Annotated in this window: 20 protein-coding genes; 10 read left to right on the forward strand and 10 right to left on the reverse strand. The window is 66.3% G+C overall.

Annotated features, from left to right (window positions below; all coding sequences use genetic code 11):
* Positions 1–25 precede the first annotated feature (25 nt).
* From AB4099_RS12155 to AB4099_RS12170, 4 genes are all read right to left on the reverse strand, one after another.
* Positions 26–889, reverse strand: coding sequence for an ABC transporter permease (locus tag AB4099_RS12155; RefSeq protein WP_441478277.1), 864 nt, complete (start codon positions 887–889; stop codon positions 26–28).
* Between the two features lie 2 nt (positions 890–891).
* Positions 892–1836, reverse strand: coding sequence for an ABC transporter permease (locus AB4099_RS12160; RefSeq protein ID WP_441478278.1), 945 nt, complete (start codon positions 1834–1836; stop codon positions 892–894).
* Positions 1837–1927: 91 nt separating this feature from the next.
* Positions 1928–3466 (reverse strand): ABC transporter substrate-binding protein, encoded by a 1539-nt coding sequence (locus tag AB4099_RS12165; protein WP_113516406.1) that lies wholly within the window; start codon positions 3464–3466, stop codon positions 1928–1930.
* Positions 3467–3498: 32 nt separating this feature from the next.
* Complete coding sequence (locus AB4099_RS12170; protein ID WP_113516407.1) at positions 3499–4536, reverse strand: succinylglutamate desuccinylase/aspartoacylase family protein; 1038 nt, start codon at positions 4534–4536, stop codon at positions 3499–3501.
* Between the two features lie 84 nt (positions 4537–4620).
* On the opposite strand from AB4099_RS12170, the gene AB4099_RS12175 reads away from it, so the two are divergent.
* From AB4099_RS12175 to AB4099_RS12190, 4 genes are all read left to right on the forward strand, one after another.
* A complete protein-coding gene (locus AB4099_RS12175; protein ID WP_113516408.1) occupies positions 4621–5367 on the forward strand; it encodes a GntR family transcriptional regulator in 747 nt (248 codons plus the stop codon).
* Complete coding sequence (locus tag AB4099_RS12180) at positions 5364–6563, forward strand: mandelate racemase/muconate lactonizing enzyme family protein (RefSeq protein ID WP_441478279.1); 1200 nt, start codon at positions 5364–5366, stop codon at positions 6561–6563. The genes AB4099_RS12175 and AB4099_RS12180 overlap by 4 nt, the downstream gene beginning before the upstream one ends.
* A gap of 317 nt (positions 6564–6880) precedes the next feature.
* Positions 6881–7084: a hypothetical protein gene (locus tag AB4099_RS12185; protein WP_441478280.1), complete on the forward strand. Its 204-nt coding sequence runs from the start codon at positions 6881–6883 to the stop codon at positions 7082–7084.
* Positions 7085–7234: 150 nt separating this feature from the next.
* Complete coding sequence (locus AB4099_RS12190) at positions 7235–8857, forward strand: ABC-F family ATP-binding cassette domain-containing protein (protein ID WP_441478281.1); 1623 nt, start codon at positions 7235–7237, stop codon at positions 8855–8857.
* A gap of 170 nt (positions 8858–9027) precedes the next feature.
* Here AB4099_RS12190 and AB4099_RS12195 read toward each other — a convergent pair whose 3' ends face one another.
* Both AB4099_RS12195 and AB4099_RS12200 read right to left on the reverse strand, forming a co-directional pair.
* On the reverse strand, positions 9028–9831 hold the full coding sequence (locus AB4099_RS12195) for a lipid II flippase Amj family protein (RefSeq protein ID WP_441478282.1): 804 nt from the start codon (positions 9829–9831) through the stop codon (positions 9028–9030).
* Between the two features lie 119 nt (positions 9832–9950).
* Positions 9951–10475, reverse strand: a complete 525-nt coding sequence (locus AB4099_RS12200; RefSeq protein WP_441478283.1) for a hypothetical protein — start codon at positions 10473–10475, stop codon at positions 9951–9953.
* 242 nt (positions 10476–10717) lie between these two features.
* On the opposite strand from AB4099_RS12200, the gene AB4099_RS12205 reads away from it, so the two are divergent.
* Positions 10718–10915: a hypothetical protein gene (locus AB4099_RS12205; protein WP_162768224.1), complete on the forward strand. Its 198-nt coding sequence runs from the start codon at positions 10718–10720 to the stop codon at positions 10913–10915.
* A gap of 184 nt (positions 10916–11099) precedes the next feature.
* Here the strand turns inward: AB4099_RS12205 and AB4099_RS12210 are convergent, their stop codons facing one another.
* Positions 11100–11993: a LysR family transcriptional regulator gene (locus AB4099_RS12210; protein ID WP_441478284.1), complete on the reverse strand. Its 894-nt coding sequence runs from the start codon at positions 11991–11993 to the stop codon at positions 11100–11102.
* Between the two features lie 113 nt (positions 11994–12106).
* On the opposite strand from AB4099_RS12210, the gene AB4099_RS12215 reads away from it, so the two are divergent.
* Both AB4099_RS12215 and AB4099_RS12220 read left to right on the forward strand, forming a co-directional pair.
* Positions 12107–12847, forward strand: coding sequence for an SDR family oxidoreductase (locus tag AB4099_RS12215; RefSeq protein ID WP_441478285.1), 741 nt, complete (start codon positions 12107–12109; stop codon positions 12845–12847).
* A 66-nt stretch (positions 12848–12913) separates the two neighbouring features.
* Complete coding sequence (locus tag AB4099_RS12220) at positions 12914–13816, forward strand: SDR family oxidoreductase (RefSeq protein WP_441478286.1); 903 nt, start codon at positions 12914–12916, stop codon at positions 13814–13816.
* A gap of 63 nt (positions 13817–13879) precedes the next feature.
* On the opposite strand, the gene AB4099_RS12225 is transcribed toward AB4099_RS12220, so the two are convergent.
* Complete coding sequence (locus AB4099_RS12225; protein ID WP_441478287.1) at positions 13880–15295, reverse strand: aldehyde dehydrogenase family protein; 1416 nt, start codon at positions 15293–15295, stop codon at positions 13880–13882.
* Between the two features lie 103 nt (positions 15296–15398).
* Between AB4099_RS12225 and AB4099_RS12230 the strand changes: the two genes are divergently transcribed.
* Positions 15399–16337: a LysR family transcriptional regulator gene (locus AB4099_RS12230; RefSeq protein ID WP_113516419.1), complete on the forward strand. Its 939-nt coding sequence runs from the start codon at positions 15399–15401 to the stop codon at positions 16335–16337.
* Here AB4099_RS12230 and AB4099_RS12235 read toward each other — a convergent pair.
* On the reverse strand, positions 16306–16608 hold the full coding sequence (locus AB4099_RS12235; RefSeq protein WP_113516420.1) for a HigA family addiction module antitoxin: 303 nt from the start codon (positions 16606–16608) through the stop codon (positions 16306–16308). The genes AB4099_RS12230 and AB4099_RS12235 overlap by 32 nt on opposite strands.
* Positions 16608–17030, reverse strand: a complete 423-nt coding sequence (locus AB4099_RS12240) for a type II toxin-antitoxin system RelE/ParE family toxin (protein ID WP_441478288.1) — start codon at positions 17028–17030, stop codon at positions 16608–16610. The genes AB4099_RS12235 and AB4099_RS12240 overlap by 1 nt, the downstream gene beginning before the upstream one ends.
* Before the next feature lie 297 nt (positions 17031–17327).
* Here AB4099_RS12240 and msrB point away from each other — a divergent pair, with 297 nt between their 5' ends.
* Together msrB and AB4099_RS12250 are read left to right on the forward strand one after the other, a co-directional pair.
* Positions 17328–17810 carry a peptide-methionine (R)-S-oxide reductase MsrB gene (msrB, locus tag AB4099_RS12245; RefSeq protein ID WP_441478460.1) on the forward strand — a complete coding sequence of 161 codons (483 nt, stop codon included), beginning with the start codon at positions 17328–17330 and terminating at the stop codon, positions 17808–17810.
* A gap of 11 nt (positions 17811–17821) precedes the next feature.
* On the forward strand, positions 17822–19654 hold the full coding sequence (locus tag AB4099_RS12250) for a cytochrome c biogenesis protein DipZ (protein WP_441478289.1): 1833 nt from the start codon (positions 17822–17824) through the stop codon (positions 19652–19654).
* Positions 19655–19657: the final 3 nt, after the last annotated feature.

Consider the following 19657-nt stretch of genomic DNA (forward strand, 5'->3'; position numbering starts at 1 on the left):
GCGCCCGCCTTCGGGATGGCGGCGGCTACATGGTGGAGCGGGGATCGAGCGCGTCGCGCAGGCCGTCGCCGAGCAGGTTGAGGCCGAGCACGGACAGGACGATCGCAAGCCCCGGGAAGATCGTGATCCACGGCGCCTCGCGCATGAAATCGCGGCCCTGGGCGATGATCGCGCCGAAGGAAGGCGCGGGCGGCGGCGGCCCGGCGCCGACGAAGGAAAGCGCGGCCTCGGCGAGAATGGCGACGGCGAAGACATAGGTCAGCCGGACGATCAGCGGCCCCATGGCGTTGACCAGCACATGCCGGAACAGGATCGACAATTCGCCCGCTCCCAGCGAGCGGGCGGCCTCGACATAGTCGAGCTCGCGCGCAACCAGCACCGAAGCGCGGACGATGCGGGCGGTGTGTGGCATCGTGGCGATCGACAGGGCGATCACGACATTGGTCAGCGACGCGCCTAGCACGGCACTGACCACCATGGCGAGCACGATCGAGGGGAACGCCATCAGCGCATCCATCAGCCGCATGATCGGGTTGTCGAAGCGCGGGAAGAAACCCGCGATCGCGCCGATGACAGTGCCGAAGAGGCCGGTGAGAATGACGGTCGCCGCACCGATGCTGAGCGAGATGCGGGCCCCGACTATGACGCGGGAGAGGATGTCGCGGCCGAAATGGTCGGTGCCGAACCAGTGGGTGGCGTTGGGCGGCGTCAGGCGCATGCGGGCGTTGCTGCGCAACGGATCGAAGGGCGCGAGCAGATCGGCCAGCAGCGCGACCAGGACGATGGCGAGCACGATCGCGGCCCCGATCTGGAAGGAGCGGCTGCGGGCGAGCCGGCGAAGGCTTGCCTGCCGCGGGCTCAGGGCCGGTTTGTGAAAGGCGATCGTCATGGTCAGGACAGCCTCACCCGCGGGTCGACGACTGCGTAGAGGAGATCGACGATCAGATTGATCAGGAGATAGACCACCGCCAGGAAGAGCAGGCCGCCCTGGAGCACGGGAAAGTCGCGGGAGGCGATGGCGCCGACGATCAGCCGGCCGATGCCGGGAATCGAGAAGACCTGCTCGATGATGACGGTGCCGCCGAGCAGCGCGCCGGCGACGATGCCGATCACGGTCAGGATCGGGATCATGGCGTTGGGCAGGCCGTGGCGCAGCACGATGTAGACGCGCGACAGGCCCTTGGCGTTGGCCGTGCGGACGAAATCCTGGTTCAGCGTTTCCAGCATCGAGGCGCGCGCCATGCGGGCGATGAAGCCGACCTGCACAAGCCCCAGTGTGAAGGCCGGCAGGATCACCGTCTTGAGCCAGCCCAGCGGGTCGCTGCCGAAGGCGGTGAAGCCGCCGCTTGGCAGCCAGCCGAGCGAGACGGCGAAGACCAGCACCATCACCAGTCCGAGCCAGAAATCGGGGACGGAAAGGCCGAGCAGCGCCGTCGTCATGAAGAGTTGGTCCGGCCAGCGATTATGGAAGACGGCGGCCGCGACACCGGCGGGCACGCCGAGCGCGATGGCGATGGCGAGCGCAAAACTGGCAAGCGAGAGCGTCACGGGCAGCCGCTCCAGCAAGGCGCCGGCGACCGAGCGGTTCAGCAGCACGGATTGCCCGAGATCACCGCTGAGGACGCGCCCGTACCATTCCGCCATCTGCAGCGGCAGCGCCTTGTCCAGCCCGAGCGCCGTGCGCAGCGCCGCGACCTGCTCGGGCGTCGCCGAGGCGTCGAGGAAGGCCGCGGCGGTATCGCCCGGAACCAGCCAGATCAGGGCGAAGGACATCAGCGAGACCAGCGCGAGCACCAGGATCGCGCTGGCGATCCGCCGGATCATAAAGCTTGCCATCAGTTGTTCCGCTAGGAGAAAGCGCAGTCGCGCAGCCCGCCAGCGGCGGGCGGCCGATCGGGCGCGCTGCCTGACGCGCCCGCAGGCGGCCTCAGCGCTCGAGCCAGACGCCCCACATGCGCGGGATGCGGTAGGGCTTGAAGTTCTTCAGCTTGGCGGTGCTGATCTGGAAGACGCCGTAATTGCCGGCCTTCATGGCCACCGCATTGTCATACATATGGGTCTGGAAGCGGTCGAACAGCGCCTTGCGCTTCGCCTCGTCCATCTCGCTGCCGAGCGCTGCCGCCAGCTCGTCGATGACGGGGTCCTTGGCCTGCTGCGAGAGGCCGTTGACCCAGGGCGCCATGACGGAAGCCGGCCCCTCGAAGGGCTCGATGCCAAAGCCATGGGTCCAGAAGGTCCAGCCCTGCGGGGTGAAGCCGATCTTCGAGACCGTCGGCCAGTCAGCGATCGAGATATCGACATTGATGCCGATCTCCTTCAGCCGTTCCTGCAGCACGGTGGCGGTGTCGACATTGGCCCGCAGGTTATCGACGATGAAGGTGGTCTTGCCGCCCTTGTAGGACGACTTCGCCAGGAGCGCCTTGGCCTCCGCCAGATCGGCCTTGTTGTACTTGGCGCTGCCGGCCGTGCTGTAGAAAGGCGCGCCGGGATAGAGCCAGCTCGGATCGATCTGGTTGATGTCGGAATAGGCGATGCTCATGATGTCGTCCATGTTCAACGCAGCCTGGACGGCGAGCCGGAAATTCTTGTCGTTGCCCGGCGCCTCGGCATGGTTGAACTTGATCACCTGCAGGCCGAAGGGCACCACCTTGTGGATCGCGAAGCGCGGATCGCTGCCCAGGCGCTTGGCGGTCGGCCCATCCGCCGTCTCGTTGAACTGGATCTGACCGGATTCGAGCGCAGCGGTGCGGGCGCCGCCCTCCGGCATGAAGCGGAAGGTCACGGTGTCGAGAAAGGCCTCCTTCTTGCCGGCAAAACCATCGCGGCCCGTACCGTTGGGATTGGGCACATAGCCGTCGAAGCGGGCGAGCTTCACGTGGCTGTCGGGCTTGTACTCGACGAATTTATAGGGGCCGGTGCCGATGATCTCGATCTTGCCGGCCTCTTTCGCCGCTTCGCTCGCCGGATAGATCGCCAGCGGCGCCCGCGGCGAGGACAGGTTGTCGAGGAATGTCGCCTGCACCTGTTTCAGCGTGATGGTGACTTCATGCGGGCCTGTCGCCTTGATGCTGTCGATCGCCGAGACCAGCGCCAGCGAGGCGCCGATCTTGCGGTAGCGCTCGAGCGAGGCGACGACGTCATTGGCGTCGAGCTCCTTGCCGTTATGGAACTTCACGCCCTTGCGGATCGGGAAGACATAGGTCTTGCCGTCGGGCGAGATGGTGACGCCTTCGGCCAGTTCCGGCACCGGCTTGGCGTTCTCGTCGCGGGCATAGAGCGTCTCGAAGATATGCAGGGTGACATTGCGCGAGGCCTGCGCCGAGGTGATCTGCGCATCGAGCGAAGGCGGCGCCTGGCTGATGCCGATGACGACGTCCCCGCCCTTCTGCTGGGCGGAGGCTCCGGCCTGCATCGACAGGAGCATGGTTGCTGCAAGCGCCTGGCCGAGAATGCTGTGCTTTTTCATGCCTGATCTCCCCTCTTTGATTATTCAGGACGTCACTGGGCAGCGCGGGTCTCGTCGTAATCCTCCATCACCACGGCCACGGCGTCGCCGCGCTGGACGCGGCCCGGACCGGCCGACATCCACAGGACGCCGTCGAGTTGGTAGCGAATTTCGATCGGTGGCCGGTCGACATCCTCGACGAAATGCAGCAGCCCGGCGAGTTCGCCGGCCCGGCAGATATCGCCGACGACATTCTTCGGCTCGAACAGGCCGCCCGACGGCGCAAAGCTGTATCCGGCGGAGTTGCGGACCATCATGTGGCGGGTGCCCGCCGCACCATCGCGCTGGCGCGTATCCGGGCTGCCCTCCATCAGTTTGAAATGCTTGAGAATGTTGAGCAGCGCACGGTCGGCGATGCGCACGCCCTCGACATTGACGCGCCCCCAACCGCCGAGCTCGGTTCCAAGCGAGAGAATGCCCCGGCGTTCGACCGAGGATGTCAGCGTCGCGCCCTCGTCGACGCCCCAGAACACGACATTATAGGGCGCGCCGAAGGCCGCGGCCGCCGCCATGGTGCGCTCCCGGAGCCCGGCATCGGCGACGTAATGCATGTTGGTCGACAAGGCTGAATCGCCGGAATGGCCGGCCGTGTGAAGGTCGACGGAGATGTCGACATGGGGCAGCAGCACCGCATCGACGAAATGCGCCAGCATCTCCGAGAAGGTCCCGCGCGGATTGCCGGGAAAGCAGCGGTTCATGTCGCGGTTATCGACCGGCGACAGCCGCGTGTCGTTCATTACCGCCGGGATGTTCAACGCCGGTATCATGATGACGCGTCCCTGGATCGAGGCCGCATCCAGGCTGCGCGCGAGCCGGGAGATGGCGATCGGACCCTCATACTCGTCGCCATGGACGCCGCCTGTAAACAGCACGGTCGGCCCAGTGCCGTTGCGCACGGAGATGATCGGGATCTCGACCGTGCCCCAGCCGGAGGTGTTTCGCGAGAGCGGCGCCTTCAGGTAGCCGGCCTGGCGGCCTGGCGCATCGAGATCGATTTCGCAGCGAATGCGGCTCTCGGCAACGGTGACCATCCCTACCCCTCCTTGCTCTTGTGATCGTATGATCGTATACGATTCTACGATTAGTCAAGTGAGGCCGCCACCGGGCGAGGCAGGATGCAGCAGACGAAAACCAATGCGAAGGCGGAGCCACCGAAGCCGGTATCGCGCGGCACGGGCTGGCTGCCGCTGCAGCCGCAGACCCTGGTCGACCAGGCGATCGAGGCCATCATCGCCGGCGCAGCCGCCGGCCTGATCCTGCCCGGGGACCGGATCGTCGAGGCCGAACTCGCCCGCAAGCTCGGTGTCAGCCGCGTGCCCGTGCGCGAGGCGCTGCGGCTGCTCGAGAGCCAGGGCGTCGTCGTCAACGAGCCCTACAAGGGCATCCGGCTGCGTCCGGTGACGAATGACCGCGTTGCCGATCTCATCGAAACCCGCATCGCGCTCGAAGCCAGCGCCATGGGGCGGGCGACCGCGGCCGGACGCAATCGCGGCCATCATCTCGACCCGCTGCGCAAGGCGGTTGCGGAAATGGAGCTGATGGCGGCCCGCCACGATGCCTATGGCGTCGCCGCAGCCGACACGCTGTTCCACCGGGCGCTCTGCGAACTCGGCGGCAACAGCGTGACGCTTGATCTCTGGGAGACGCTGTCGCGGCAATTCACCATCATTTTCGGACTGGCGACCTTCGGCAAGCCGATGCTCGGCGTCGTCGAGGAGCACCAGGATCTCCTCGTGGTGTTCGAGGCCGGCGACATCGCGGCGATCCGCGCCGCGCTGGACGAGCACATCACCGTGATGAACCAGGCCATGGACTACGAAGCCATCATTGCCCGCCGCCGCGCAGAAAGGGACGAAGCGTGACTGTTTCCGAGATGAGCCCAGCCAGGACGACCCCGCGCCCCGCCAGCCTGCCCCCCTTCAAGATCACTCGGATCGAGGCCGCGCCGCTCTTCGGCGAGAGCCCCAAGGGCGGCTGGTCGGCGGAGATTCGGCCGGACGACTCGATCCATGCGCTGATCGCGGTCCATACCGACCAGGGGCTGATCGGCTATGGCAGCTCGTTCACGGATGGGCGCCTGGTGCAGGCCGGGCTCAAGGTGCTGGAGCCGCTCTTCCTTGGCGAGGATGCGCTCTCCCCCGATCATCTCAGCGAGCGGCTGCACCAGAACACGTTCTGGATGGGCCGCGGCGGCACGCTCACCCATACGATCAGCGGCATCGACATCGCGCTCTGGGACATTCTCGGCCAGGCGACCGGGCTCAGCGTGGGGCGGCTGCTCGGCGGCAGTTACCGTCGCCGCGTCCAGCCCTATTGCTCGCTGCTGATGGAGGAGCCGGCGCTGATGCGCGAGGTGATCGCGACCTATCGCGACAAGGGCTTCACCGCCTTCAAGATCGGCTGGGGTCCGTTCGGCCGGGCGCTGGACACTAGGCTCGACGAAGCGATCGTGCGGGCGGCGCGGGAGGCCGCCGGCGACAAGGCAAAACTCTTCGTCGATGCCGGCGCGAGCGATGCGCTCTGGCCGCATGGCTTCAAATGGGCCAAGCGCACTGCGGAAATGCTGGCGGATTTCGATGTCGGCTGGTTCGAGGAGCCGGTGCGCCCCGACGCGATCGAGGAATATCGCGAACTGCGGCTGTGTTCGCCGGTGCCGATCGCCGGCTGCGAGGTGCTGACGCGGCGGCAGGCCTTCCTGCCCTGGCTGGCGCGCGGCGCCGTCGATATCGTGCAGCCCGACGTCACCAAAGTCGGCGGCCTCTCGGAGCAGCGCCGCATCGCCTGGATGGCCGATGATTTCGGCGTGAAATATATCGGCCACGGCTGGAATACGGCGCTCGGCCTCGCAGCGGACCTGCAGATGGCGGCGGCTTTCCCGAGCGCGGATCTGGTCGAGTTCATCGGCGGCAGCCCCTATGTCGACGGCATCCTCGCCGAGCCCTTCGTGCTCGACGGCGAAGGCTGGCTGACGATCCCCGACCGGCCGGGCCTCGGCGTCACGATCGACCAGGACAAGCTCGCCCGCTACACGCCGAACCCGGAGCTGCTCTTCGCCTGAGCCAGGCCTTGGGGCAAGGCCCTCAACATGCGAAGCCCCGCCGGATCATGTGAAACGGCGGGGCCGATGCGAGCGCGACACAAGAGCTGGGGGGCTGAAGATGTGCCGCGCTCAGATCAGCTTACGCCCAGCAAGCTGACATTTAGCTGACAGCCCCCCCCCCGGCCCGCTCCTGCAACGCGGCGACCTGCGCCAAAAGCGCGGCTCATGCGGCCTCCCCCTGCGTTCGCAATGGAGATTCCAGGTAGCCACTCGGAGTTCGCGCCTCCCGCTTCATGGCGCGCTAGTCTGGATGCGACCCTTGAGAGATTCGCCATGTGGCCGAAGTCGCGAACCGGGCAGACCGTACTCCTCGCCACCTCGCCTATTGCGGCCTTTGGGCGCTCTACCTGCTCTTCCCCGACTTCAAGTCCGCTCTGCAGACAACACCCTATCTCGGCGGGGCCATAGAGCTGTTCACCCGGCTCTATGTTGCGGCGGTGATCATCTGGCTCGCGCGTCAGCTGGTCTTCAATGGCTGAGCGGCCGCTTTGTCAGAAGGCGCGAAGCTTGATCCGGAAGGATCACGGAGCTAGATGACGCTGGTTATCAGTTCCCACAGGATGTCTCAGCAATGGATTTCACCCCGACCGCAAAGCCAGTCCGCCTTGCCCCTGGGGAGATCCGTATTCATGCCTGCCTCCATCATCCTGTCCCATCTGACGCTGTCGGCGCCTGACGGCCGCTTCCTCCTCCCTGACCTCGACCTGAGTTTCGGCCCGGAACGCGTTGGTCTTGTCGGCCGCAACGGCATCGGAAAGACCTCGCTTCTCCGGTTGATCTCCGGCGAACTCTCCCCCCAGTCCGGGCGCGTTTCGGTGAGCGGGACGCTCGGCGTTCTGCGCCAGGCCGTCCAGATCGCCCCGGACGAAACGGTCGCAGAGCTGTTTGGAGCGACTGAGGCGCTGGCGCTCTTGCACCGTGCCGCGGCCGGGGACGCTGGCATCGACGAACTGGGCGAGGCAGACTGGACGCTTGAAGCGCGCCTGTCTGCGGCTCTTGCTCAGGTCGGGCTCGATGCGCAACCGGACACGCGCCTGACCGCGCTTTCCGGCGGGCAGCGCACGCGGGCCAGCCTCGCTGCGCTCATCTTCGCGGAACCCGATGTCCTCCTGCTGGACGAACCCACGAACAATCTCGACCGGGAAGGCCGCAGCGCCGTGATCGATCTCCTCGCCAACTGGCGCTCTGGTGCCATCGTCGTGAGCCATGATCGCGAACTGCTGGAGACGATGGACGCCATCGTCGAGCTGACCTCGCTCGGCGCGACGCGCTATGGCGGGAATTGGAGCGCCTATCGCGAGCGCAAGGCGCTCGAGCTCGCAGCCGCACGGCACGATCTAGCAGACGCCGACAAACATGTTGCCGAACTGGCCCGCAAGGCTCAGGCGACAGCCGAGCGCAAGGCCCGCAAGGACGGGGCCGGCCGCAGAACGGGGGCGAAGGGCGGCATGCCACGGATCGCTCTGGGCCTGCTGAAGGATCGCAGCGAAGACAGCGGCGGGGAGAGGGCCCGCCTCACCGAGGCGAGGCGCGCGCAGGCCCTGGAGGCGGCCGCGACCGCGCGCGAGCAGATCGAGATCCTGCAGCCGCTCTCCGTGGTGCTTCCCTCGACTGGGCTGCCGCCCAACAGGACTGTGCTGACGATCGATCGCGTCACCGCGGGCCATCAGCGGGAGCGGCCGATTCTCCGCGATCTCTCCCTGATGGTGACCGGCCCGGAGCGCCTGGCCGTCACCGGCCCCAATGGTTCGGGAAAGACGACTCTGCTTGCGCTGATCGCCGGAGACCTGCGGCCCTTCGCGGGAAGCGTGCGCGTCCTGGCCGGTTTCGCCATGCTGGACCAGCGCGTCAGCCTGCTCGATCCGGCAGTCTCGATCAGGGATAATTTCCGACGGATCAATCCGCAGGCCGACGAGAATGCCTGCCGGGCCGCGCTCGCCCGCTTCATGTTCAGGGCCGATGCCGCGCTTCAGCGCGTCTCGTCCCTCAGCGGTGGACAGTTGCTGCGTGCCGGCCTCGCCTGCGTTCTCGGTGGAAAGACCCCTCCTCCGCTGCTCCTGCTCGACGAGCCGACGAACCATCTCGATATCGGCTCCATCGAAGCCGTCGAGGCCGGACTGCGCGCCTATGACGGCGCGCTCGTCGTCGTCAGCCACGATGAGGCTTTCCTGGAGGCGTCGCAGATCTCCCGGCGGCTGGAACTGCCGTTGGGGCGCGCGACCGCCCTGTCGTATCGATTGGAAGCAAGGTGACCGGCGCCGCATCGGAGCATGAGCGAGGAGGCGATCGTCGCCGCGGGCAGCGAAGCCTGTCTCGCATGATCGACGATGCAGCCGTCAGGCCGCCGCTGCTGGCGAGGGTCGGCGGGCGGCGCTCGATCAGTCAGCTTGGCACCCCACTGTTGGAGCTCACGCAACGGGCGCTAGATTGCCTTGGCGACCCAGACGATCAACTGCGCTGCAGGGACCAGAATGGCCTGAGCCGCGATGGTTCCCGCCAAACGCCCGGCAATCATCCAGACCACGACCTTTCGGAAGAAGCCATCATCCGAGGCTCCGCTGACGGTGTCGTCCGTAAGGGCCGCAAGATAGGGATCGATCAGGATGAACATCATGATCGTCGCGACGCCGTTGATCACCGAGGACAGCGTGCTCGCAGTCACGCGCAAGTCCGGGTCGATCGTTCCGGCATAGATCGCCGCAAGCACGCCAACGGTCCAAAGCGCACTGGCTGCGAAATTCATCAGGATGACCGACACGGGGACATCGGTCGGGAGCTTGAGAAGATAGAGATTCCGGTAGCTGGGGATCTTGGCCGATGCCCCGATGAGGGAAACGCCGCGCAGCGTCAGTGAACGGGCCAACAGGCGCGGCATCGAACGATTTCGTTTGAAGCTCGACACCGCGATCGTCGAGTAGCGTTGAAAGGTCGGGATCAGCAGGCCACCGATCAAGGTGGCGGCCGAGGCACTGGCGATGATCAGCGCGAAATCGAAATGAAGATCGTGGAGTACAGGACTGTTGATGGCGTTCTCGACGCGTTTGGCCAGGAATGGCCCCTGAAATGAGTTTGAAGTCCGCGATATCAGGACGAGAACGTTGAAGAGGGAGAACGCAATGGCGATGTGGCCGGTGCGGATGCCCGCAATCCTGAAGGCATAAGCCAGCGTGCCGACCAGGTGGATCACGAAGGTCAGCCCAATGATGAGCGCCAACTGAAAATCCATGGTTCCCTCCCCAGCGCGCCCGTGGTCCCCCCGGGCCCAGCGCTATCATGGCGGCCGAGGCTCAGCCATGGCCCTGAGCGTTGCCTCCTCTCTTCAGAGGTGACCGCCTCCAGGCAGCGTCACGGAGGCGAGGTCGTTTCGTCGAAGCGGCTCCAGCCTGCCCGCTCATAGTCGCCGCGGCGCGCCTTCGCATCGATCGGACCGGCTCCATCCAGGATCTTCTCGATGACCGCGGCATGGGAATCGGAGCTGCGGACAGAGACCACCGTGCTGCCGCGCCGGAGCGTCTCTGCGTAGAAATGGGCCTCGTCCTCGCTCAGTCCGGCGCCGGTCAGCGCCCCGATCAGGCTTCCGGCTGCGGCGCCGGCCGTGGTGCCGACGGCCAAGGTGCCGAGCAGCCACCCGGCCGCCAGAACCGGCCCGACGCCAGGCAGGGGGAGCGCTGCCACCCCGGCCAGAAGGCCCGCGCCCGCGCCGACCGCGCCGCCGAGCTCGGCTCCCCGGGAGGCATCATTCCCGATGGTCGCGCCGGGGGAGCGAATGATGCTGATGTCATCTGGCGGCAGGCCTGCTGCCTCAAGTCTCGTGATGGCAGTCTCGGCATCGGCTTGGTCGTCGAATGAGCGGATGATCGTGCGTGTCATCAGATCCGTCCTCGCTTGATGCGCCCTGGGCTGAACCAGGATTGCGCCCGGCCGGTTCCCGGCAGGCGCCTTCGCCCCGTGCAATCGAAACGCCGTCCTGAGCCGAAGGTTCGCGCGACGGGCCCAGCCATGTCTGGCGGCGTTCTTGCTGGGTATGTGGTGCGGGCGTGAGGTGTTCCCGGAATGGAACAGTTCAATGCCGTGAAGACAGCCCCATGGGCACCAGAAATGAGGATCACACCATGCCGGACATGCCTCGCCTGGTCGAAAATCCCTCCCTGTTTCAGCGGCTTGGCCTTGAGCCCGAGCCAGCTCCAGCCAGTGTCAATATGGCACAATTGCTGGCCATCCTCGAAGACATGTGCCGCATTCAGAAGCAGCACGGCATCCGGCTGATGCTTCTCGAGCGCCAGTTGCGCACGCTTCGGCACAGGGCCTGAAACGCTTCTGAGCCCCACTGCGGCCGCCGGGCCCAACGCACAGGAGCGCCCCACCGCCATGAACGGGGCAGCGCCAGGTGCCTGCGTTTCGGCGGTGGCAGCCGATGCCGCTGTTTGAGTGTCATAGGCTCCCATTCGGGCGCGCCACGTCCTTGTCACCATACCGACAAGCGGCCTCCCCGCCCTAGACGGTGCGGGCTCGGAACTGTTCCGCCATCCAGTCGATGACGACGCGCACGCGCGGCGAAAGCTGGCGCGTGTGCGGATAGAGGACATGGACGGGCAGCGGGGTCGGAGGATAGTCCGCCAGGATCTCGACGAGCGCGCCGCTGGCCAGTTCGGGCGCGACGCGGTAGCGCGGGACCTGGATGATCCCGAGTCCGAGGCAGGCGCAGGCGACATTCGTCTCGGGGCCGGTCACGGTCACCACGGAAGGCGGCGTGACCTGCCGTTCCCGGCCGCGCTCGGTGAAAACAAGCGGACTGATGCTCGCCGCGTCGGGAGCAAACAAGCCGATGATGCGATGGCTCTGCAGATCGTCCGGCGTCCGCGGCTCGCCGAAGCGTTCGAGATAGGAGGGGCTTGCGAAGGTGCCGCGGCCGAGCTCCGCGAGCTTGCGCCGGATCAGGGGGCTGTCGGCAAGCGGTCCCGCCCGCAGGATGCAGTCGAACCCTTCCCGGACGAGGTCGAGAGCCTGGTGCGCCTCGCCGATATGCAGTCGGATGCCGGGATAGGCCTCGAGGAAACGGCCGAGCCCCGGCAGCAGAAAATGGCGGGCCTGGGTGCCGTGGACATCGATGCGCACCAGGCCGCTCGGCTTGGCACCGGCAAAGGCGCCTTCCGCATCCTCGAGATCGGCGATCAGCGCCAGGCAGCGCCGGTAATAGGCCTCACCGTCGAGCGTCGGGCTGACCTGCCGCGTCGTCCGCTGCAGCAGGCGCACGCCCAGCCTCGCCTCCAGCCCCTTGACCGCATCGGTGACCGATGAGCGCGGCAGGCCGAGATCCGCGGCGGCCTGCGTGAAGCTTCGACGCTCCACGATCCGGGTGAAGACCCGCATGGCATCGAAGCGGTCCATTATTCGCCTACTCGAACAGTGATGCCGAATAATGGCCGATTATCTCGCGCAATGGAACGTCCATTCTCTCCTCACAGCCGCCGCGCATCAGCGGAGAACCAAGGAGAGAGATCATGACGAATACGAGCAGCAAGGTCGCGATCGTGACGGGCGCCTCAGGCGGCATCGGCGCCGCGGTTGCCAAGCGTCTCGCCAAGGACGGCTTCACCGTGGTGGTGAACTATGCCGGCAATGCCGCCTCAGCCGAGGCGCTCGTCGCCCGGGTCGAGGCCGCGGGGGGCCGCGCCGTCACCGCCCAGGCCGATATCGCCAATGTCGAGGCGGTCCGGCGCATGTTCGACAGCACCGAGACCGCCTTCGGCGGCGTCGATGTGCTGATCAACAATGCCGGCATCATGAGCCTGGCGAACATCGCCGACAGCGACGACGCCCTGTTCGAGCGCCAGATCGCGGTCAATCTGAAGGGCACCTTCAACACCCTGCGCGAAGCGGCACGGCGGCTGCGCGATGGCGGCCGGATCGTGAATTTCTCGTCCAGCGTCGTTGGCCTGCTGCAACCGGGCTACGGCGTCTATGCCGCAACCAAGGCCGCAGTCGAGGCGATGACCAGCATCCTCGCCAAGGAGCTGCGCGGCCGCAACATCACCGTCAACGCGATCGCGCCCGGCCCGACCGCGACGAAACTCTTCCTCGATGGCAAGCCGCCGGAGGTCATCGAGCGCCTCGCGAAGCTCGCCCCGCTCGAACGCCTCGGTCAGCCCAGGGACATCGCGGATGCCGTCGCCTTCCTCGTGGGGCCGGACGGCGCCTGGATCAACGGCCAGACGCTGCGAGCCAATGGCGGGATCATCTGATCCCGCCCGCCAGGGAGAGTCCGAAACCACTCTGCCTCATCTCACGCCCAGCAAGGGACCATCGTCATGTCCAGGCAAACCATCCTCGTCACCGGCGCCTCCTCGGGCTTTGGCCTGATGACCGCCAAGGCCCTGGCCCAGGCCGGCCACAGCGTCTACGCCTCGATGCGCGAGACGGAAGGACGAAACGCGCCGCAGGTCGCGGCTGCGGCGCAATGGGCGAGCGCGGAAGGAGCCGATCTGCGCACGGTCGAACTCGACGTTCAGTCGGACAATTCCGCTGAGGCGGGCGTCGCCCGCATCATCAGTGAGGCCGGCCGGCTCGACGTCATCGTCCACAATGCCGGCCACATGGTTTTCGGACCGGCAGAGGCCTTCCCCCCCGACCAGTTCATCCAGCAATATGACGTCAACGTGCTTGGCGCCCAGCGCGTCAACCGTGCGGCGCTTCCCCGGCTGAGAGCCCAGGGCAAGGGCCTGCTGGTCTGGGTCGGCTCGAGCTCGACACGTGGCGGCACGCCACCATTCCTGGCGCCCTATTTCGCCGCCAAGGCGGCGATGGATGCGCTGGCCGTCTCCTATTCCACCGAACTCGCGCTCTTTGGCATCGAGACCACTATCATGGTGCCGGGCGCCTTCACCCGGGGCACCAACCATTTCGCCCATTCCGGCAGACCCGCGGACGAGGCGCGCGCGGCGGAATATGCGGCCGGCCCCTATGCGGGCATCGCAGACAAGGCGCTCCAGGGCCTCGCCAGTCTCGAACCAGCCGATGCCGATCCCGCCGAGGTGGCCCGCGCGATCGTCCGTGTCGTCGATGCGCCTTTCGGAAAACGCCCGTTCCGCGTCCATGTCGACCCGTTGCAAGACGGCGCGGAGATCGTCAACGGCGTCGCCGACCGCATGCGCCGCGAGATCTACCGCAATATCGGCCTGGAAAACCTGCTCCATCCCGCGATCAACGCCTGAACCGGTTCGGGTGTAGGCCGGGGCCCGCCGTTCAGCCGGGCCCCGGCTCGTGATCTGCCCCGATCAGCCCATCACCGCCTTGGGTTCGAGATAGGCCTCGAGCCCGAACACGCCGTTCTCACGCCCGATACCGGATTGCTTGAAGCCGCCGAACGGTGCCAGCGGCTCCATCGGAGCGCCGTTGATGACGACGCGCCCGGCGACCAATTGGTCTGCCACGGCCTGCGCGCGAGCGGGATCGGAGCCGGCGACATAGGCATGGAGGCCATAGTCGGTGTCGTTTGCGATCGCGATCGCGTCAGCCTCTGTTTCATAGGGGATGATCGACAGGACCGGCCCAAAAATCTCGTCGCGCGCGATGGTCATGTCGTTATGGACATCGGTGAAGACCGTCGGCCGCACGAACCAGCCATCGTTCGTCCCTTCGGGCCGTCCTTCGCCTCCGATCAGGAGCGTTGCCCCTTCCTCGCTTCCCTTGCGAATATAGGACTGGACGCGGTCCCATTGCCGTTGGCTGACCATCGGACCGATCGTCGTCTCCGGATCGCGCGGGGCGCCCGACCTGACAGCGCCGACGGCCGCCTTGATCGCCGCCTCGAACTCCGCGAGCCTCGCCCGTGGCACCAGGATGCGGGTGCCGGCGATGCAGGCCTGGCCGCTGTTCATGAAGCCGGCCATCAACGCGAAGGGCACGGCTTCAGCGAAATCGGCATCGTCGAGAATGACCATCGGGGACTTCCCGCCGAGTTCGAGCGTCACGCGCTTCATCGTTTCGGCTCCGGCACGCAGGATTGCGCGGCCGGTCGCGGTCGATCCCGTGAAGGAGACCTTGGCGATATCGCGATGTGCGCTGATCTCGGCCCCAACGACCTCGCCGCGACCGGTGACGATGTTGAACACACCGGCGGGAACACCGGCCTCGTGCAGGGCCTCGGTCACGATCTGGGTCTGGATCGCACTCATCTCGCTCGGCTTGATCACGGCGGTCGAGCCCGAGGCGATCACCATGGCGAGCTTGTTGCAGATGAAGCCGGCATTGGCGTTCCAGGGCGTGATCAGCCCGACGACGCCGAGCGGCTCCATCGTCACCTTCGCCGAGCCGATCCGGCGGGTGAACTCATAAGTTTCCAGCGTCTGCGCCGCGAGCCGGAAGCCGCCGACCGCATAGTCCGACATCCACTCCGCCCGGGATATGGGCGCCCCATATTCCTCGATCACGGCCTCGGTCAGCTCGGCACTGCGCGCTTGCATCGCGTCGGCCAACCGATTGAGCAAGGCGATGCGCTCCTGCCTCGAGCTCCGTGAAAACGCGGGAAAGGCGCGCTTGGCGGCTGCGACCGCGGTGCGGGTGTCGATCTCGTCGCCGAGGCGGACCTGGCCGATCACGCGGCCGGTCGCCGGGTTGTGGAGGTCGAAGAGTTCGGTTCCGTGCGGTGTGACGAACGCCCCGTCGATATAGATTTTGTCGATGGTCTTCATGGCTGGCCTCCGGTGCCTCGGGTTTGATGAAGCCGAGATAGGCCGCTAGGATCGATTGGATAATCAGGATAAAGCGGCATGAAGTGATGCAGAATTCGGGACAATGAAGACAGGCCTCGGCGAATACGACGCGATCGCCGCCGTTGCGCGGCTCGGCAGCTTCCGGGCAGCCGCAACCGAACTCGGCATGTCCTCCTCGGCGCTGAGCCATGCTGTGGCTGCGCTGGAGGCGCGACTGGGCGTAAGGCTGTTCAACCGAACGACGCGAAGCGTTGCGATGACCGATGCCGGCGAGCAGTTCATCGCCCGGATCGCTCCGGCGCTCGCCGAGATCAGCGGCGCGATCGAGGGCATCAACAGCCATCGGCAAACCCCGGCCGGCACGCTGAGGATCAACACATCGGCCGGCGCGGCACGAATGATCCTGACGCCGCTGATCCTCGAATATCTCAGGCGCTACCCGGACATGAACGTCGTTCTCGTCACCGAAGGACGCCTGGTCGACATCGTCGGACAGGGTTTCGACGCCGGTATCCGGCTGGCGGAGACCGTCCCGCAGGACATGATCGCGGTTCCGATCGGCCCCGCCTTGCGACAGGTCGTGGTGGGATCGCCCGGCTATTTCCAGGGGCGCACCAGGCCTGCCGTGCCGGGCGACCTGCTCCAGCACCGATGCATTCGCGCGCGGATGGCGAGCGGCGCGATCTATCACTGGGAATTCGAGCAGCGCGGCGAGCAGGTCGAGATCGATGTGCCGGGATCACTCACCCTCGACGAAATGACCCTGATGCTGGAGGCGACGCTCGCCGGGACCGGTCTTGCCTATCTCAGCGAATGGTCGGTCGCACCGCATATCGCCTCAGGGGCGTTGATCCCGGTGCTGGAGGACTGGAGCCCGCCCTTTCCCGGCCTCTGTCTCTACTATCCCGGCCGCCGGCACGTCCCGGCCGGCCTGCGCGCGCTGATCGCTCTGATCCGTGAAACGAATGAAAGGAGCCGCCCCTCCGGTCTCAGGCAGCCACAGCGATCCGTTGCACCTTGATGTCGTCTTCATGGGCCCTGGCCTCGGCGAGATCATGCGCCGCCTGCATCCGCAGCATCGTATCGGCGCGGACGCCGAACGCCTTCTCGAAGCGGATCGCCATCTCGGCCGACAAGCCGGCCTTGCCGTTCAGAAGATTGCTCATGGCCTGACGGGTCACGCCCAACTTCTCCGCGGTGACGGTTACGCTCAGCCCATGCGGCAGGACGAACTCGGTCTTGAGCCACGCCCCAGGATGGACGGCGAAGCTCGGGTGAAGCTTGATGACCATCAGTGATAATCCTCCAGATCGATATCCTCGATTGCGCCGGCCTCGTTGACACGAAAGGTCATGCGCCAGTTCTTCGTGACCGTGAGCGACCAAACGCCAGAGCGATCGCCAGTCAGAAGGTGAGCGCCGAAATTGGGCGGGATGTTCAGCTCTTCGACTGACTCGATCACGGCCAGATAGGCCAGCATATTCCGGAGTCGCCCGACGAGATTGCCAGGCAAGCCCTTGGCTCTGCCTGTCTCCGCGAACGTCCAGAGCGCCTTATGCCTGATGCTCTCGATGTCCACATCGACGATGTAGGCCCGCAGCCGTCGCGCGTCAAGTGTCGCTTTACATCCAAAGCACAAGCCGCGGCTGGCTTGCATTGCCCTGCGCCGGAAGCTTCGCCCGGGTGCGATTGACGTGGCGCCGATCTGGTCCAACCGCGTCCGTCCCGTTGGCAGCCGCGGGCCGGGACTGTCTACCGTGGTGTCTGGCGGCGCGACGCCTCTCGCAATGCGTGTGGCGGCCACCGCGTTGCGCCCTCGTGGATACAACGCCAGCCCGGTCACGGACCCCGTCATCGCCCCTTCCTCACAACGAGCCTGAATGGGATTGCGACATCACGGATCGATCACATGGTCGCGCGGTGAGCGCTATGCCCATGGAAGAATAGCGACCTCGTCGCTAGCTTGTTCCGGGAATCTGGAATCATCCCGGAGCGGGAGACCGGCGCCATGATGACGAGACGACATATCCTGCTGAGAAGCGCAGGCCTTGCGGCGGCATCATCGCCCTTGCTGGCGCTCATCGCGCGCTCCGAAGTGACCTTCCCGGTCACCCATACCGACGCCGAATGGCGCCGCCTGCTCAAGCCCGAGCAATATGCCGTCCTGCGGCAGAGCGGCACGGAGCGCCCCTATACGAGCCCGCTGCTGAACGAGAAGCGCCGGGGCGACTTCGCCTGCGCCGGCTGCGACCAGCCGCTGTTTTCCTCGACCACGAAATATGACAGCGGCACCGGCTGGCCGAGCTTCTGGGCGCCTCTGGACAAGGCGGTCGGCACCGAGACGGACAACACGCTCGGGATGCAGCGCACGAGCGTGCATTGCAGCCGCTGCGGCGGCCACCAGGGCCATGTCTTCAACGATGGTCCGAGGCCGACCGGCCTGCGCTACTGCATGAACGGCGTTTCCATGACCTTCAAGCCTGCGGCGGCCTGAAAGCGGCAGCGATGACCCTGTTCCTGCTCGCCTATCTCGGCGGTGTGCTGACGATCGTCAGCCCGTGCATCCTGCCGGTCCTGCCCTTCGTCTTCGCCCGTGCGGGCCAGCCCTTCCTGCGCAGCGGGCTGCCGATGCTCGTCGGCATGGCAGCGAGCTTCGCCGGCATCGCGACGCTGGCGGCCGTCGGCGGCAGCTGGGCCGTCGAGGCCAACCAATATGGCCGGCTGATCGCGATCGGCCTGCTCGCCCTGTTCGGGCTCGCGCTGCTGTTCCCCTCCCTCTCGGACTGGGCGACGCGCCCGCTGGTCGCGCTCGGCGGCCGCCTCTCGGAACAGGCGGAACAGGGCAAGGGCGCGGTCGGGGCTTCACTGCTGCTTGGTGTCGCCACCGGCCTGCTCTGGGCGCCCTGCGCCGGGCCGGTTCTCGGACTGATCCTGACGGGCGCAGCCCTGCAAGGGGCGAATGCCGGTACTTCGCTTTTGCTGCTCTCCTATGCCGCCGGAGCTGCAACCTCGCTCGCGCTGGCGCTTCTGGTCGGCGGCCGGGTCTTTTCCGCCATGAAGCGCTCGCTCGGCGCCGGCGAGTGGCTCCGCCGGGGCATGGGTGTTGCCGTTCTGGTTGCGGTCGCGGCGATCGCGCTCGGGCTCGACACCGGCTTCCTCACACGCGTCTCGCTGGCGAGCACGGCGACGCTCGAGCAGGGATTGATCGACCGGCTCCGGCCGGAAACGGAGGCGCCCGGGCAGTCCCCGGTGGCCATGCAGGCCGCTCCGGCGATGACGGGAGCCAATCCAGCCATGATGGCCGCAAACCCGGCCATGACGGGCGGCAACGCCATGATGATGCAGGGCAAGCCTGCGCAGGCGAGCGACGAACTGCCCGTCGAGGGCACCATGCCGACGCTGGCGGGGGCGGTCGAATGGTTGAACTCGCCGCCACTGACCGCTGAGCAGCTCCAGGGCAAGGTCGTCCTGATCGATTTCTGGACCTATTCCTGCATCAACTGCCTGCGGACAATCCCCTATATCCGCGCCTGGGCCGAGAAGTACAAGGATCAGGGTCTCGTCGTAATCGGCGTGCATACGCCGGAATTCGCCTTCGAGAAGGCCATCGGCAACGTCAAGAAGGCGGTGAACGATCTTCAGATCGGCTACCCCGTCGCGATTGACAATGATTTTGCGATCTGGCGCGCCTTCAAGAACCGCTATTGGCCCGCCCATTACTTCATCGACGCGCAGGGCCGGGTCCGCCACCATCAGTTCGGCGAGGGCGACTATGACGCCTCCGAACGGGTGATCCAGACGCTTCTGGCCGAGGCGGGCCAGAAGGGGGCGCCGACAGAACTCGTCACGGTCAAGGCCATGGGCGCGGAAGCTGCCTCCGATCTCGGCAATGTGCGCTCGCCGGAAACCTATCTGGGCTATGAACGCGCAGAGAATTTCGTCTCGCCGGGCGGCATCGTCCAGGACAAGCGCCAAGCCTACGCATTGGGCCAGCCCCGGCTCAATGAATGGGGGCTCTCAGGCAATTGGACGATCGGTGCCGAACACGCCGCGTTGGACGACAAGGATGGCAGCATCGCCTTCCGCTTCCATGCGCGCGATCTGCATCTCGTTCTCGGTCCGGGAGCGGATGGCAAGCCGGTGCGCTTTCGCGTCACCATCGACGGCGCCCCGCCCGGCGGCGATCACGGTATGGACAGCGATGCCGACGGCCAGGGGATTGTGAACGAGCAGCGGCTCTACCAGCTCATACGCCAGAAGGGCGAGGTCGGCGATCGCCTGTTCGAGATCCGCTTTCTCGACCCGGGCGTACAGGCCTATGCCTTCACCTTCGGCTGAACA

The sequence above is a fragment of the Allobosea sp. 2KB_26 genome (assembly GCF_052115715.1).
Lineage (GTDB): Bacteria > Pseudomonadota > Alphaproteobacteria > Rhizobiales > Beijerinckiaceae > Allobosea.

Excerpts from the sequence above, each read along its gene's own strand:
- AB4099_RS12155 (WP_441478277.1), bottom strand. The coding sequence starts at position 889 with ATGACGATCGCCTTTCACAAACCGGCCCTGAGCCCGCGGCAGGCAAGC.
- AB4099_RS12160 (WP_441478278.1), bottom strand. The coding sequence starts at position 1,836 with ATGGCAAGCTTTATGATCCGGCGGATCGCCAGCGCGATCCTGGTGCTC.
- AB4099_RS12165 (WP_113516406.1), bottom strand. The coding sequence starts at position 3,466 with ATGAAAAAGCACAGCATTCTCGGCCAGGCGCTTGCAGCAACCATGCTC.
- AB4099_RS12170 (WP_113516407.1), bottom strand. The coding sequence starts at position 4,536 with ATGGTCACCGTTGCCGAGAGCCGCATTCGCTGCGAAATCGATCTCGAT.
- AB4099_RS12175 (WP_113516408.1), top strand. The coding sequence starts at position 4,621 with ATGCAGCAGACGAAAACCAATGCGAAGGCGGAGCCACCGAAGCCGGTA.
- AB4099_RS12190 (WP_441478281.1), top strand. The coding sequence starts at position 7,235 with ATGCCTGCCTCCATCATCCTGTCCCATCTGACGCTGTCGGCGCCTGAC.
- AB4099_RS12195 (WP_441478282.1), bottom strand. The coding sequence starts at position 9,831 with ATGGATTTTCAGTTGGCGCTCATCATTGGGCTGACCTTCGTGATCCAC.
- AB4099_RS12200 (WP_441478283.1), bottom strand. The coding sequence starts at position 10,475 with ATGACACGCACGATCATCCGCTCATTCGACGACCAAGCCGATGCCGAG.
- AB4099_RS12205 (WP_162768224.1), top strand. The coding sequence starts at position 10,718 with ATGCCGGACATGCCTCGCCTGGTCGAAAATCCCTCCCTGTTTCAGCGG.
- AB4099_RS12210 (WP_441478284.1), bottom strand. The coding sequence starts at position 11,993 with ATGGACCGCTTCGATGCCATGCGGGTCTTCACCCGGATCGTGGAGCGT.
- AB4099_RS12215 (WP_441478285.1), top strand. The coding sequence starts at position 12,107 with ATGACGAATACGAGCAGCAAGGTCGCGATCGTGACGGGCGCCTCAGGC.
- AB4099_RS12220 (WP_441478286.1), top strand. The coding sequence starts at position 12,914 with ATGTCCAGGCAAACCATCCTCGTCACCGGCGCCTCCTCGGGCTTTGGC.
- AB4099_RS12225 (WP_441478287.1), bottom strand. The coding sequence starts at position 15,295 with ATGAAGACCATCGACAAAATCTATATCGACGGGGCGTTCGTCACACCG.
- AB4099_RS12230 (WP_113516419.1), top strand. The coding sequence starts at position 15,399 with ATGAAGACAGGCCTCGGCGAATACGACGCGATCGCCGCCGTTGCGCGG.
- AB4099_RS12235 (WP_113516420.1), bottom strand. The coding sequence starts at position 16,608 with ATGGTCATCAAGCTTCACCCGAGCTTCGCCGTCCATCCTGGGGCGTGG.
- msrB (WP_441478460.1), top strand. The coding sequence starts at position 17,328 with ATGACGAGACGACATATCCTGCTGAGAAGCGCAGGCCTTGCGGCGGCA.
- AB4099_RS12250 (WP_441478289.1), top strand. The coding sequence starts at position 17,822 with ATGACCCTGTTCCTGCTCGCCTATCTCGGCGGTGTGCTGACGATCGTC.